14 protein-coding genes are annotated in these 13199 nt (G+C 64.1%); 6 read left to right on the top strand and 8 right to left on the bottom strand.

Annotated features, from left to right (window positions below):
- The first annotated feature begins 1 nt into the window (after nt 1).
- From AC0NIL_RS03360 to AC0NIL_RS03335, 6 genes are all read left to right on the top strand, one after another.
- The gene (locus AC0NIL_RS03360; RefSeq protein WP_013528529.1) at nt 2-781 is read left to right on the top strand and encodes an ABC transporter ATP-binding protein; all 780 of its coding nucleotides are present in this window, start codon (nt 2-4) and stop codon (nt 779-781) included.
- Nucleotides 774-1484, top strand: a complete 711-nt coding sequence (locus tag AC0NIL_RS03355) for an ABC transporter ATP-binding protein (protein ID WP_013528528.1) — start codon at nt 774-776, stop codon at nt 1482-1484. The genes AC0NIL_RS03360 and AC0NIL_RS03355 overlap by 8 nt, the downstream gene beginning before the upstream one ends.
- A 7-nt stretch (nt 1485-1491) precedes the next feature.
- On the top strand, nt 1492-2379 hold the full coding sequence (locus AC0NIL_RS03350; RefSeq protein ID WP_024502116.1) for a branched-chain amino acid ABC transporter permease: 888 nt from the start codon (nt 1492-1494) through the stop codon (nt 2377-2379).
- Nucleotides 2380-2401: 22 nt separating this feature from the next.
- Nucleotides 2402-3373 carry a branched-chain amino acid ABC transporter permease gene (locus AC0NIL_RS03345; protein ID WP_024502115.1) on the top strand — a complete coding sequence of 324 codons (972 nt, stop codon included), beginning with the start codon at nt 2402-2404 and terminating at the stop codon, nt 3371-3373.
- Nucleotides 3374-3400: 27 nt separating this feature from the next.
- Entirely contained in the window at nt 3401-4048 is a 648-nt protein-coding gene (locus AC0NIL_RS03340) for a class I SAM-dependent methyltransferase (RefSeq protein WP_275953300.1), read from the top strand.
- A gap of 91 nt (nt 4049-4139) precedes the next feature.
- Nucleotides 4140-5198, top strand: coding sequence for an aminopeptidase (locus AC0NIL_RS03335; protein WP_275953526.1), 1059 nt, complete (start codon nt 4140-4142; stop codon nt 5196-5198).
- An 86-nt stretch (nt 5199-5284) separates the two neighbouring features.
- Here the strand turns inward: AC0NIL_RS03335 and AC0NIL_RS03330 are convergent, their stop codons facing one another.
- The 8 genes from AC0NIL_RS03330 to AC0NIL_RS03295 all read right to left on the bottom strand — a co-directional run bounded on the left by AC0NIL_RS03330 (nt 5285) and on the right by AC0NIL_RS03295 (nt 13156).
- On the bottom strand, nt 5285-5518 hold the full coding sequence (locus AC0NIL_RS03330; protein WP_024502111.1) for a hypothetical protein: 234 nt from the start codon (nt 5516-5518) through the stop codon (nt 5285-5287).
- Nucleotides 5519-5622: 104 nt separating this feature from the next.
- Nucleotides 5623-6006, bottom strand: coding sequence for an SMU1112c/YaeR family gloxylase I-like metalloprotein (gloA2, locus tag AC0NIL_RS03325; RefSeq protein WP_027161129.1), 384 nt, complete (start codon nt 6004-6006; stop codon nt 5623-5625).
- Nucleotides 6007-6101: 95 nt separating this feature from the next.
- Nucleotides 6102-7082: a 2-dehydropantoate 2-reductase gene (locus tag AC0NIL_RS03320; RefSeq protein ID WP_275953299.1), complete on the bottom strand. Its 981-nt coding sequence runs from the start codon at nt 7080-7082 to the stop codon at nt 6102-6104.
- A 2-nt stretch (nt 7083-7084) separates the two neighbouring features.
- Complete coding sequence (locus AC0NIL_RS03315; RefSeq protein WP_027161128.1) at nt 7085-8611, bottom strand: acyl--CoA ligase; 1527 nt, start codon at nt 8609-8611, stop codon at nt 7085-7087.
- Between the two features lie 88 nt (nt 8612-8699).
- A complete protein-coding gene (gene ggt / locus AC0NIL_RS03310; RefSeq protein ID WP_275953298.1) occupies nt 8700-10286 on the bottom strand; it encodes a gamma-glutamyltransferase in 1587 nt (528 codons plus the stop codon).
- A 64-nt stretch (nt 10287-10350) separates the two neighbouring features.
- Complete coding sequence (locus AC0NIL_RS03305) at nt 10351-11151, bottom strand: ABC transporter permease (RefSeq protein WP_127369843.1); 801 nt, start codon at nt 11149-11151, stop codon at nt 10351-10353.
- Nucleotides 11148-12074, bottom strand: coding sequence for an ABC transporter permease (locus AC0NIL_RS03300; RefSeq protein ID WP_275953297.1), 927 nt, complete (start codon nt 12072-12074; stop codon nt 11148-11150). Before AC0NIL_RS03300 ends, AC0NIL_RS03305 begins: the two co-directional genes overlap by 4 nt.
- Nucleotides 12074-13156, bottom strand: coding sequence for an ABC transporter ATP-binding protein (locus tag AC0NIL_RS03295; RefSeq protein WP_063169709.1), 1083 nt, complete (start codon nt 13154-13156; stop codon nt 12074-12076). The genes AC0NIL_RS03300 and AC0NIL_RS03295 overlap by 1 nt, the downstream gene beginning before the upstream one ends.
- Nucleotides 13157-13199: the final 43 nt, after the last annotated feature.

Here is a 13199-nt window from a genome sequence, read left to right as displayed (position 1 = left end):
GATGGCGCCGACTGACCTGGACGCGAACGAGCCGCGGGTTGTGCTTTCCGCCCGCGGGTTGCGACGCGACTTTGCCGGCTTCATCGCCGTCAAAAACGTCGATCTCGATGTCCGCCATGGCAACATCCATGCCCTGATCGGACCCAACGGCGCCGGCAAGACGACCGTCTTCAACCTGCTCACCAAGTTCCTGGCGCCGACCAGCGGCAGGATCGAGCTGCTTGGCCACGACATCACCCGCACCTCGCCGGCCAGGGTTGCGCGGATGGGGCTGGTGCGCTCGTTCCAGATATCGGCGATTTTTCCGCACCTCAGCGTGCTCGACAATGTCCGCGTCGCGCTGCAGCGGCCGGGTGGTCTTGCCGTTCAATTCTGGCGCTCGCTCGCGGCGCTCGACCGGCTGACCCCGCGCGCCGAGGAATTGCTGCGCTCGGTTGGTCTCGACGACGCCAGGAACAGGCTCGCCGGCGATCTTTCCTATGGCAGGAAACGCGTGCTGGAGATCGCCACGACGCTCGCGCTCGATCCGAAAGTGCTGCTGCTGGACGAGCCGATGGCCGGCATGGGGCACGAGGACGTGGCCACGGTTTCCAGCCTCATCCGTTCGGTTGCCAGGGATCGCGCCGTGCTGATGGTCGAGCACAATCTGACCGTGGTGGCCGACCTTTGCGACTGGATAACGGTCATGCAGCGCGGCGAGGTGCTGGCCGCTGGCGACTACGCCACCGTTAGCCGCGACGAGCGCGTCAAGATCGCCTATATGGGCACCGCCGATGACTAGTGCCGCACCTCTGCTTGCCGTCACCGGCCTCAACGCCTGGTATGGCGAGGGCCATGCGCTGCACGGTGTCGATCTGGAAGTGTTTGCCGGCGAGACGGTCACGCTGCTCGGCCGCAACGGCGTCGGCAAGACGACGACGCTGCGCGCCATCATGGGGTTGATCCGCAAGCGGACCGGCCGGATCGCCTTCGACGGCAAGGACCTGATGCGGCTGCCGCTGCACCGCACCGCCCATCAAGGCATCGGCTTCGTGCCGGAGGAGCGCGGCATCTTCGCAACGCTGACCGTGGACGAGAATCTGGTTCTGCCGCCGGTCGTCGCGCAGGGCGGCATGAGCGTCGAGGAGATATTCGATCTGTTCCCCAATCTGAAGGAGCGGCGCAACAGTCCCGGCACCAGGCTGTCGGGCGGCGAACAGCAGATGCTGGCGATCGCGCGCATGCTGCGAACCGGCGTGAAGATGCTGCTTCTCGACGAGCCGACGGAGGGGCTCGCTCCCGTCATCGTGCAGCGCATCGGCGCGTTGCTGGCGACGTTGAAAAAGCGCGGCATGACGATCCTGCTGGTCGAGCAGAACTTCCGCTTCGCCAGTCGCGTCGCCGACCGTTTCTACCTGATGGAGCACGGCAAGGTGGTGGCGGGTTTTCCGGTCGGCGAACTGCCGGACCGCATGGCGCAGCTCCACGAAGTCCTGGGTGTATGATGGCGCCATGACGATGATCTTCGGAATCCCGGTTCAGGCCTTTCTCGGCCAGCTGCTGGTCGGCCTGATCAACGGCTCGTTCTACGCCATGCTGAGCCTGGGCCTGGCTGTCATATTCGGCTTGCTGCGCGTCATCAATTTCGCCCATGGCGCCCAGTATATGTTCGGCGCCTTCGTTGGCTACCTGCTTCTCACCCATCTCGGCATCGGCTATTGGCCCGCTTTGATCCTTGTGCCGCTGATCGTTGGCGTCTTCGGCGTCGTGGTCGAGCGCCTGGCGCTGTCGAGGCTGTACGATCTCGATCCGCTCTACGGGCTGCTCTTCACCTTCGGCCTCGCGCTCGTGCTCGAAGGCATCTTCCGCTATTATTACGGCGTCTCGGGAAACCCCTATGCCGTGCCGCCGCTGCTTGCCGGCGGCACCAATCTCGGCTTCATGTTCCTGCCCAACTATCGCGGCTGGGTCGTGGTCGCCTCGCTGATCGTCTGCTTCGGCACCTGGGCGCTGATCGAGAAGACCAGGCTTGGATCCTATCTGCGCGCGGCAACCGAGAATCCCCGTCTCGTCCAGGCTTTCGGCGTCAACGTGCCGTTGCTGCTGACCCTCACCTACGGCCTTGGCTCCGCGCTGGCCGGGCTTGCCGGCATTCTGGCAGCACCGATCTACCAGGTGAGCCCGCTTATGGGATCGGACCTCATCATCGTCGTCTTCGCGGTGGTGGTGGTCGGTGGCATGGGATCGATCCTCGGTGCGATCGTCACCGGCTACATGCTTGGCCTCGCCGAGGGCCTGACCAAGGTCTTCTACCCCGAGGCCTCCAATCTCGTGGTCTTCGTCATCATGGCCATCGTGCTTCTGGTCCGGCCGGCTGGCCTGTTCGGAAGGGACGCTTGACATGTCGGAAGGGACATCTGACATGACCGAACTGACGCTTCGCGAGGCATCGGCCAAAACCTCGGCACGGCTTGAATGGATGCTGGTCGGGCTCGGCATCCTGGCGCTGCTGGTAGCGCCTTTCCTGATCTATCCGATCTTCCTGATGAAGATGCTGTGTTTCGCGCTGTTTGCCTGCGCGTTCAATCTTCTGCTCGGCTATACCGGGCTCTTATCGTTCGGCCACGCCACCTTCTTCGGCGGCGCCGCCTACTTCACCGCGCATGCCGTCAAGGTCTGGGGCTGGCCGCCGGAAGCCGGCATTCTGCTCGGCATGGCGGGTGCGGCCTTGCTCGGCCTTGTCATGGGCTTTTTCGCCATTCGCCGGCAAGGCATCTATTTCGCCATGATCACGCTGGCGCTGTCGCAGATGTTCTTCTTCTTCTGCGTGCAGTCGCCCTTCACGCAAGGCGAGGACGGCATTCAGGGCGTGCCGCGCGGCATGCTGCTTGGCGTCCTCGACCTGAACGTCTCGCTGAACATGTATTACTTCGTGCTGGCGGTGTTCCTGATCGGCGTCTTCGCCATCTGGCGCATCGTCAACTCGCCGTTCGGCATGATCCTGCGCTCGATCCGCGAGAACGAGAACCGCGCCATTTCGCTGGGCTATTCCGTCGCCAACTACAAGCTGGGCGCCTTCGTCATGTCGGCGGCCCTGGCCGGGCTGGCCGGCTCGCTCAAGGCGATCGTTTTCCAGTTCGCCACGCTCACCGACGTCACCTGGCAGATGTCGGGCGAGGTGATCCTGATGACGCTTCTCGGCGGCATCGGCACCATGGTCGGGCCGATCATCGGCGCCAGCCTTGTCATCGGCCTGGAAAACACGCTTGCCACTTCCGGCTTTCCGGTGACCATCGCCACCGGCCTCATCTTCATGGTGTGCGTGCTGATCTTCCGGCGCGGCATCGTCGGCGAATTTTATGCGCGGATTTTCAAGCGGGCGGGCAAGGACTGAGCACCGGAACCTGGGGGCCGCACGCCAATGTTGGACAACTACGCGGTGGACGGGTTTGGCGTGATCCACCAGGTCGACTCCAAACCGATCAAGTATGACAAGCAGTACATTTCCTATTACGAGGACCTGAGTGACCGGACCATCAAGCTCGGATATCAGCGACTCGGCTGGGTGCTGGGAATCACTGGCGAGATTCCCCGGTCCGTGCTGGAGATTGGATATGGCACCGGCACATTCATCGAAGCCGCGAAAATAACCGGGGTCGCCGACTGCGCCGGCTGCGACATAACCAGGTTTCCGCTGCCCAAGGGCGTCCGCTTCGTCGATTGGGATGAGGCGCTCTCCAGCTCGTGGGATCTCGTCGCCATGTTCGATGTGCTTGAGCATATCCCGAATCTGGGTTTCCTCGCCCGGCTTAAGGCCCGCTACCTTGCCGTCGCCGTCCCTTATTGCCGCTGGCGCGAGCTCGGCGCCGACGGCGACGCCTGGTTCCGGACGTGGCGTATGCGTCTTCCCGACGAGCACCTCCACCACTTCGATCGTGACTCGCTGGTGGCACTCCTCGCACACAGCGGCTTCGAATGCATGACGCTGAACGGCTTCGAGGACGGGATCAGACTGCGCCCTGGGGAAGTGGGTCCGAATATTCTGTCCGGATTCTTTAGAAAGCTATAGACCTCGATCAAACCGATGCGGCTGCTTGCGACCTGGGGCAATCGCGACAATCGCCCGATCGGTACGGGAGCACTGCTGTGGGCAAATCGTGATGCGCGCATTCTTTCGATTGCTTGCCGTTATGATCGTGGTGTCCGGCGTGACCGGCTGCACCAGTGTTTCCTACTACGCGCAATCCGTGCAGGGTCATCTGAGGATCATGACGGCGCGCCAGGATGTCGGAAAACTGATCGAGGACCCTTCGACGCCGAAGGCATTGCGCGCTCGAATGGCATCGGCGAGCGCCATACGACAATTCGCAACGGATGAACTGGCGCTGCCCGACAACAACAGCTACCGCAGCTACGTCGATATCGGTCGGGACTCGGTGACATGGGCCGTCTTCGCCGCGCCGGCATTCTCGCTGACGCCGCGAACATGGTGTTTTCCCGTTTTCGGCTGCGTGCCCTACCGGGGATATTTCTCCAGGAAATCCGCAATTGAAACCGCTGCCGAACTTCAAGGACAGGGCATGGATGTCTATGTGACGGGCATCACCGCATATTCCACGCTTGGCTGGTCGAGTGACCCGCTGCTGAGCACGATGTTCAGCGAGGATAAAACCTATCTTGCGGGGCTGGTGTTCCATGAACTGGCCCACCAGCGCGTCTACGTGCACGACGATTCCGCATTCAACGAGTCGTTCGCTGTCGCCGTCGAAACGACCGGCGTGAAAAAATGGCTGCGCGCGGCTGGCGATACCGCAGCATTGCGCCGTTACGAAGCCGCCCGGAGGCGCAAAGCTGAATTTCTTGCGCTGGTGTCGCAAACACGGGACGAGTTGGCGAAAGTCTATTCCAACGCCGGAACCTCGGAGCAAAAACTGGCCGCGAAGACGGCGGCGATCGAACGGCTGCGGATGCGCTACCGACACATGCGCGACAGGCGCTGGGGCCGATACCGGGGATACGATGCCTGGTTCGCTTCCCCGATCAACAATGCAAAGCTCGCCGCGACTTCCGTCTATAGCGATCGGGTGACCGCGTTTCTCCGCCTGTTCGATCTGTGCTCGGGCGACTATGTCAGGTTCTATGCGTCGGTCCGACGGATTGGCGCACTGGACCAAGCTCACCGTGCCGAAGCCCTTGCGGCGGCAGATCGCTGTTATTGAACCGGCCAAATGGGAGGGCCCGGAGCGTCGGAGAACATGCGTCCGAAACCAACCAATCACACGGTTGAGATCGCCCGTGCGCGGTTCTATTGGTCCGAAAACGTCACGCTCACGCCGCGTTGCCGAAAATAAGCCTGCATCAACTTGCGGCCCGAGCGGTTGTTCTGCGCCAGCTTGGTCGGATCGAACACCGCCTGTTTGATCCCCTCTCGCGTCAGCGCCGCCTTAAGCGCCGCGATATGTGTGTCGATGTCGGCATTGTCCGCCCGGAGCGAGGCATAGATGCTCTCGGTCGCCTCGGCCACGGTCAGTTCGCTCATTGGTGTCGTCCTTTGGTTGGTTGGGCGGCGCTTAGCACAGATTCGCGGTCCGCCGATACCGAGACCGTCAGTACAAAGCGCCCATCGTGAAATCGAACCGTTCCTTATGGGGCTTCGTAGAGTTCCAGCGGCAATCCATCCGGGTCCCTGAAAAAGGTAAACCGTTGGTCTGTGTATGGATCGATCCGGATTGGCTCGACGGCAACGCCTGCGGCTTCCAGCCGGATAATCACGGGATCAAGATTAGCCACCGCGAATGCCAGATGTCTTAGGCCTGTAGCCTCTGGGTGGGACGGCCGCATCGCCGGTGCAGGGAAGGAGAACAATTCCAGTTGGGCCGACCCGATCCGCAGATCCGCCTTCCATGACTGCCGCTCCTCCCGATAAACCTCCCGGATCAGATCGAGGCCGAGGAGTTCGACGTAGAACCGTCGCGACCGGTCGTAGTCGGTGCAGATGAGCGCGACGTGGTGAATGGCGTTCAGCATGCTGCTAACCCTGGTCAAGCTGGGAGATGAGGCCAAGGCGCTTCAAGGCCTGGATCGTCGCGCCCTCGCCACGGTGCTGATCAACCCCGAGCCCATTATCCATAACACCCGCGTTCCATCGCCAGCCGCCGCACCAGCGCCAGCACGGCATCGATGGTCGGGGTCGGCTTGTCCGTTAGCCTGCCAAGTTCCTGCACCGCGCTCACCAGCGCGTCGATCTCCATCGGCCGGCCACGCTCCAGGTCCTGCAGCATCGAGGTCTTGTGCTCGCCGACATCGCCGGCGCCCTTGATGCGCCGATCGACCGCGATGGGAAAACGCACGCCGAGGCTTTCGCCGATCGCCTGCGCCTCCAGCATCATGGTGCGGGCGAGCGTGCGGGTGCCCTCGTCGACAACGATCGCGGCAAGCGTGCTGCCGGTCAGCGCCGAGATCGGGTTGAAGGAGAGATTGCCCCACAGTTTTACCCAGATCTCGCTGCGGATGTCTTCGCGCACCGGCGCCTGCAAGCCGCCCTTGACCATCTCCTCGGCCAGAAGCGTGACCCGTTCGCTGCGCTCGCCCGAAGGTTCGCCGAGCGAAAAGCGTTTGCCCTCGACATGGCGGATGAGCCCCGGCGCATCGACCGCGACCGCGGGATAGACGACCGAGCCGATGACGCGGTCCGGTCCAATCCGCTGCCAGATCGCGCCGCCGGGATCGACCGCGTTCAGCCTGGTGCCTTCGAGTGGCCCGCCGACGCCGTGGAAATACCACCACGGCACGCCGTTCTGCATGGTGACGACTGATGTGTGGTCCCCAAGCAGCGGTGCGATCTGGTCGAGCGCCGGGGTGAGGGAATGGGCCTTCAGCGCCAGCACGACATAATCTTGCACGCCAAGTTCCTCGGCCTTGGCGGCGGCCCGGACGGGGACGGACGTCTCCTGGCCATCCTCGATCAGGCGCAGGCCATCTGCCTTGATCGCTTCCAGATGGGCGCCGCGCGCGACGATCGAGAGATCGGTGCGGCCGGCGGCGGCAAGCTTGGCAGCGAGATAGCCGCCGATCGCACCGGCGCCGAAGATGGTGATCTTCATCGTCAAAGCCCGAGTTTGGCGGCAAGGCCGATGCGCTGCAATTTGCCGGTCGCGCCCTTGGGGATCTCGTCCAGGATCAGGATCTTGCGCGGCACTTTGAAGTCGGCAAGCCGCGTCGCGGCATAGGTGCGGATGTCGCCCTCGGTGGCGCTGATGCCTTCGCGCAGCACAACCGCCGCCGCCACCTCCTCGCCAAGCTTGCCATGCGGCATGGCGAAGGTGACGACCTGCGCCACCGCCGGATGGTCCATCAGCACATCGTCGACCTCGAGTGGCGAGATCTTTTCGCCGCCGCGATTGATGATCTCCTTGAGCCGACCGGTGACCCTGAGATAGCCGTCCCCGTCCAGCACGCCCTGGTCGCCGGTGTGGAACCAGCCATGCGCGAAAGCCGTGGCGTTGGCATCCGGGTTCTTTTCGTAGCCCGTCGTGACATTGGGCCCGCGGATGACGATCTCGCCGGTCTCGCCTGCATCGAGCAGCCGCCCGTCGGGCGCCATCACAGCCACCTCCGGCCCGGCGGAGGCACCAACGCTGCCGGGCTTGCGCTGGCCCGGCGGCAGCCGGTTCGAGGCCATCTGGTGAGCCGCCTCGGTCATCCCGTAGGATTCGATCACTGGGCAGCCGAAGGTCGCTTCCAGCTCAGTCATGACCTGCGCCGGCAGCGACGCCGAGGACGAGCGGATGAAGCGCAGGCGCGCCGCCGCCAGCGCCTCGGTGTTGCGTGCCGCGCGGGCCAGGATCGCCTGATGCATGGTCGGCACCGCCGTGTACCAGCTCGGCTGCGCCTCGCTCAGCCACTGGAAGAAGCGCAGCGCGTTGAAACCCGGCGTGCAGTAGATGCTGCCGCCGGCAGCCAGCGACGACAGCACGGCCGCGATCAGGCCGTGAATGTGGAACAGCGGCATGATATTGAGGCAACGGTCATCGGCCGTCAGGCCAAGCGTGCCGCCGATATGAGCTGCCGAGGCCGCGATGTTGGCATGGCTGAGCGGCACCAGTTTTGGACGCGATGTCGTGCCGGAGGTATGCAGCAGCAGCGCAATGTCGCTGTCTTGCGCCATGTCGGGCGCGGCCTTCGGTCCGATCGCCGCGCCCTCGATAGCAAAACTGCCGGCGGGTGTGCCAGGCTGCACGACGAGCCGCAGCACGCCGATGCCGAGGCGCTCGGCCACCGTCACCGCGGGGCCGGTCTCACCCTCCGCGACAAGGATCGCCTTGGCGCCGATGTCGGTCAGGTAGAAATCGAGCTCGTCGGCCCGGTAGGCGGGGTTGAGCGGCGCCGTAGAGGCGGCGGCCGCCACGGCGACGAAGGCGGTGGCCATCTCGGGCCCGTTCGGCAGCACGATCGCCACCCTGTCGCCGCGGCCGATGCCGCGCGCATGCAGCTGTTTTGCCGTGTCGGCGATCATGCTGCGCAATCCGCCATGGCTGAGCGTTGCCCTATCGGGCGCCAGAATGGCGGGGGCGTCGTCGGCGCCGGCGGCGAGACGGCGGGAGAGATCTGCGTGGGTTTCAGTTTGGGTCATGATCACCGGCTGGATTTCGAACGATTACTGGCGAGAGCCCTTCTGACGGGCTTGCCTCGATATGGGCGCCATTGGACAACGGATCGCCTCAATAGCCAAGCGCCAAACCATCCTTGCGTGGATCGGAAGCGCCGGTCAGCGTCCCCTTCTCCCAGTCGATCAGCACCACTTGCCCGCCGCCAAGCGGATGATGCGGTTCGGCGATGCGGTGGCCGCGCCGGCGCAGGCCCTCGGTTGCATCAGTGGGAACGCCACGCTCGGCTTCCACTGTGTCATCGTTGTAAAACACCCTCGGCGCATCCAGTGCCTGCTGCGGGTCCATGCCGAAATCGATCATGTTGGTGAGCAGGTGGACATGGCCAAACGGCTGGTAACCGCCGCCCATGACGCCGAACGGCATCACCACGCGGCCGTTCTTCGTCGCCATGCCCGGCATGATCGTGTGCATCGGCCGCTTGCCCGGCGCGATCGCGTTCGGATGCGCCGGGTCGAGGCGGAAGCTCGAACCACGGTTCTGCAGCACGATACCGGTCTTCGGGCCGACGACGCCACTGCCGAACGAATAATAGGTCGAGTTGATGAAGGAGACCGCGTTGCGGTCGCGGTCGACGATGGAGATATAGACCGTGTCGCTGCCGGGCAGCTCGACGCGCGGCAGATGCGTCATGGCGCGGTCGCGGTCGATCTCGGCGCGTAGCCGGTCGGCATAGGCGCCGGACAGGAGCTGCTTCAGGGGCACCGGGACATGGTCCTGGTCGCCGACATAGCGGTCGCGGTCGCGGTAAGCCAGGCGCCCGGCCTCGATCTCCAGATGCAGGCGTTCGGCGCCGTTGGGGTCGAGCCCGCCAAGCTCGAAGCCCGACAGCAAATTGAGCATCAAAAGCGCCGTCAGCCCCTGATTGTTCGGCGGCATCTGGTGGATCTCATGGCCGCCATAGGAGGTGCTGACCGGCGCCACATAGTCGCCTCTGGTCGCGGCGAAATCCTCGGCCGTATGAAGTCCGCCCAATTCGTTAAGCCGGCTCACCATATCGTCGGCGACCGCGCCTTCGTAGAAGCCGGACCGGCCGTGTTTGGCGATGATGCGCAAGGTCGCCGCCAGTTCCGGCTGCCGATGGACGTCACCCGCCTTCGGCGCCCTGCCGCCGGGCAGGAAGATGCGCGCGGCATGCTCGTCGGCCGACAGGTCGGTCTCCGGCTCGGCCCAGTCGAAGGCGACGCGGTCGTGCACGACATAGCCGTTCTCGGCATAGTGAATGGCCGGCGTCAGCGCCTCGGCAAGGCCCTTGCGGCCATGGTCTTCGAGCAGGCGGCTCCAGGCGTCGACGGCGCCCGGTACGGTGACCGCATGCGGACCCTGCAGCGGGATGCGGTCGAAGCCTTTTTCGAGATACCAGCCGACCGTCGCCCTGGCCGGCGCTCGCCCCGAGCCGTTGAAGGCCAGCACATTGCCTTGTCCTCCGGGAGAATAAAGCACGAAGCAGTCGCCACCGATGCCCGTCGATTGCGGCTCGACCACACCCTGCACGGCGGCGGCGCAGACCGCGGCGTCCATGGCATTGCCGCCGGAGCGCAGCATGTCGATGGCCGCAAGCGTTGCAAGCGGATGCGAGGTCGCGGCAACCGCCTCGGTGGCACGAACCGGCGAGCGGCCGGGAAACTGGAAATCACGCATTCTGTCTGAATATCCCCTAGTCACTTCTGCAAATTGGTCGCTTCTGCGAATTGATCTGGTGAAATCAATGCCGCCGGCCGAAGATCTGCGCAACCGACAACAGCACGACCGACAGAACGATCAGGCAGGTCGAGATGGCGGCGATCGTCGGGTCGATCTGGTCGCGCAGCGCATTGAACATACGGCGCGTCAATGTCGTCGTCTCGCCGCCCGAGATGAACAGCGACACCACCACTTCGTCGAAGGAGGTGATGAAGGCAAACAGCGCGCCCGAGACAATCGAGAAGCGGATCTGCGGCATCGTCACCTGCCAGAAGGCGGCGACGCGGCCGGCGCCGAGGCTGCGCGCCACGCGCTCCTGGTTCATGTCGTAGGAGCGCAATCCCGACAGCACGGTCAGCACCACCAACGGCAGCGCCTGCACCGTATGCGCGATGACCAGGCCGGTCAGCGTGTTGTTGAGGCCGATGCGCGCATAGAGGAAGAAGGTGCCGATGCCGATCAGGATCACAGGGACGATGAGCGACGCCGTCAGCAGCGCGTTGATGGTGCCGTTGAAGCGCAGCGTGCCCCGGTTGATGGCATAGGCGGCCGCGGTGCCGAGCGGCGTCGCCACCAGCACGGTCATGACAGCCACCTTGACCGAGACGATCGTGGCATCGCGCCACTCCAGCGACCCGAAATAGGCTTGGTACCAGCGCAGCGACCATTGCTGCGGCGGGAATTGCAGCAGCGTCGAATCGGAAAACGACATGATGACGATGATGATCGACGGTGCGATCAGGAACAGCAGCACGAGGCCGCCGAAGCAATAGAGCCATAGGCGTTGCCGGTGCGAGATAGGCAGGCCGAGATCCCTACTCATCTCGAACTCCACACGCCGGTGGCACGCGCGCCGAGCAGCCACTGGAACAGGCCGAGAAGCGCCAGCGTCACCACCAGCAGCACCACGCCCAGTGCTGCACCCGCGCCCCAGTTTGAATAGAGGCTGGTGGTCTGTTCCATGCGCATCGCCCACATGATGACCTTGCCGCCGCCCATCAAAGCCGGCGTGACGAAGAAGCCCAGGCAGAGCACGAAGACGATGACCACGCCCGAGGCGAGGCCTGGCAGCGACAGCGGAAAGAAGATCTGCCGGAAGGTGGCAGCCGGGCCGGCGCCGAGATTCATGCCGGCGCGCAGGCAGTCGGTGTCGATGGTCTTCATCGAGGCGTAGAGCGGCAGCACCAAGAACGGCAGCAAGATGTGCGTCATGCCGATGACGACGCCGGAAAAATTGTTGGCGAGCGATAGCGGCTGGCTGATGATTCCGAGATCGATCAGCCAGCTGTTGATCAGTCCCTTGCGCTGCAGGATCACCAGCCAGGCATAGGTGCGCACCAGAACCGATGTCCAGAACGGCAGGATGACGAAGATCAGGCAGATCGACGCCGCCCGCCGCGGCAGTTGCGACAGCATGTAGGCCAAGGGATAGCCGAGCAGCACGCAGGCGCCGGTGACGATGAAGGCGACCTTGAAGGTGGTGATGAAGGTCTTGATGTAGGAGGCCTGCTCGAAGAATCGCGCATAATTGGCGGCGCTGAAGCCGCCCGCTTCGTCGAACAGCGACAGCCAGAACAGCCAGCCGATCGGCACGATGATGATGGCGAAGACCAGAAGCAGGCTTGGCGACAACAGCGCCAGCAGCCGTAGTGATTCACGCCGGGCGTCGGCGTGAAGTCCCTGCGTGTTGAGCTCCCGGCCTGCGGCGCTGCCGATCTCTTCCATGAGGGCGGGCTGCGCGCTCATCAGTCTGCCGCCACCAGGATCGTGTCCTGCGCATCGAGACCGAATGAGACTGGCTGGCCGGGCGCCGGCATTTTGGCCAGCACATCGCTGCGGCAGTAGTCGCGCAAAGTCAGCTGGCGGCCGTCGCGCAACGCCGCGTAGCAGACGAAGCTGTCGCCCTGATAGATGATGTCGCTGACTTTCGCCTCGAGCACGTTGACGCCGCTTGTCGGTTCGGCGTCTGCCAGGAGCCGCAGCTTTTCCGGCCGCACCACCATCAGGTGCTGGCCTGCCGCCGGCACTGGTGCCGCGGTATGGATTCTCCGGTCCTCGTACCAGACGGAGCCGTTGCGGCACTCGACCGGAATGAAATTCGATTCGCCGATGAAGCCGGCTACAAATCGCGTTTGCGGCCTGGCGTAGAGGGTTTCAGGCTTGTCGAGCTGTTCGATGCGCCCGGCGTTCATGACCGCGATGCGGTCGGACATGGTGATGGCTTCGCGCTGGTCGTGCGTGACATAGACGGTGGTCATGCCGAGCCGGCGATGCAGGGCGCGCAGCTCGATCTGCATGTGCTCGCGCAGGCCCTTGTCGAGCGCCGACAAGGGTTCGTCCATCAGCACGATGCGCGGCTCGAAGACGATGGCGCGTGCCAGCGCCACACGCTGTCGCTGGCCGCCGGAAAGCTGGTCGACCCGGCGTTCGCCCAGGCCCTGCAATTTCACCAGATCGAGCGCCTTCTCGACACGTTCGGCCGTCTCGGCGGCGGCGACGCCGCGCTGCTTCAGCGGAAAGGCGATGTTGTGGAAGACGTTCATGTGCGGAAACAGCGCGTAGTTCTGGAACACCATGCCGATGTTGCGCTTGTGCGGCGGCGTGGTGATGATCTCGTCGCCGCCGACCTTGATCGAGCCGGCATTGGCCCGCACGAAACCGGCCAGGATCATCAGCAGCGTCGTCTTGCCGGAACCGGAAGGGCCGAGCAGCGTCAGGAATTCGCCGGCCTCGACATCGAGGTTAAGGTCGCGCAGCACCGGGACGCTGCCAAATCGTTTCTCGATCCCGCGCATGCCGATGGGCAACGCGGATGGCGCAATGGACAAGATTTTTCGCTCCTTAGCCGCAGAGAACAGGTGGCGAGGCAGT

The organism is Mesorhizobium sp. WSM1343, assembly GCF_055901535.1.
This window is presented reverse-complemented; position numbering and strand designations above follow the sequence as displayed.

Bases quoted from the DNA above. Each gene is read 5' to 3' on its own strand.
- AC0NIL_RS03360 (WP_013528529.1), top strand. From the start codon at position 2: ATGGCGCCGACTGACCTGGACGCGAACGAGCCGCGGGTTGTGCTTTCC.
- AC0NIL_RS03355 (WP_013528528.1), top strand. From the start codon at position 774: ATGACTAGTGCCGCACCTCTGCTTGCCGTCACCGGCCTCAACGCCTGG.
- AC0NIL_RS03350 (WP_024502116.1), top strand. From the start codon at position 1,492: ATGACGATGATCTTCGGAATCCCGGTTCAGGCCTTTCTCGGCCAGCTG.
- AC0NIL_RS03345 (WP_024502115.1), top strand. From the start codon at position 2,402: ATGACCGAACTGACGCTTCGCGAGGCATCGGCCAAAACCTCGGCACGG.
- AC0NIL_RS03340 (WP_275953300.1), top strand. From the start codon at position 3,401: ATGTTGGACAACTACGCGGTGGACGGGTTTGGCGTGATCCACCAGGTC.
- AC0NIL_RS03335 (WP_275953526.1), top strand. From the start codon at position 4,140: ATGCGCGCATTCTTTCGATTGCTTGCCGTTATGATCGTGGTGTCCGGC.
- AC0NIL_RS03330 (WP_024502111.1), bottom strand. From the start codon at position 5,518: ATGAGCGAACTGACCGTGGCCGAGGCGACCGAGAGCATCTATGCCTCG.
- gloA2 (WP_027161129.1), bottom strand. From the start codon at position 6,006: ATGCTGAACGCCATTCACCACGTCGCGCTCATCTGCACCGACTACGAC.
- AC0NIL_RS03320 (WP_275953299.1), bottom strand. From the start codon at position 7,082: ATGAAGATCACCATCTTCGGCGCCGGTGCGATCGGCGGCTATCTCGCT.
- AC0NIL_RS03315 (WP_027161128.1), bottom strand. From the start codon at position 8,611: ATGACCCAAACTGAAACCCACGCAGATCTCTCCCGCCGTCTCGCCGCC.
- ggt (WP_275953298.1), bottom strand. From the start codon at position 10,286: ATGCGTGATTTCCAGTTTCCCGGCCGCTCGCCGGTTCGTGCCACCGAG.
- AC0NIL_RS03305 (WP_127369843.1), bottom strand. From the start codon at position 11,151: ATGAGTAGGGATCTCGGCCTGCCTATCTCGCACCGGCAACGCCTATGG.
- AC0NIL_RS03300 (WP_275953297.1), bottom strand. From the start codon at position 12,074: ATGAGCGCGCAGCCCGCCCTCATGGAAGAGATCGGCAGCGCCGCAGGC.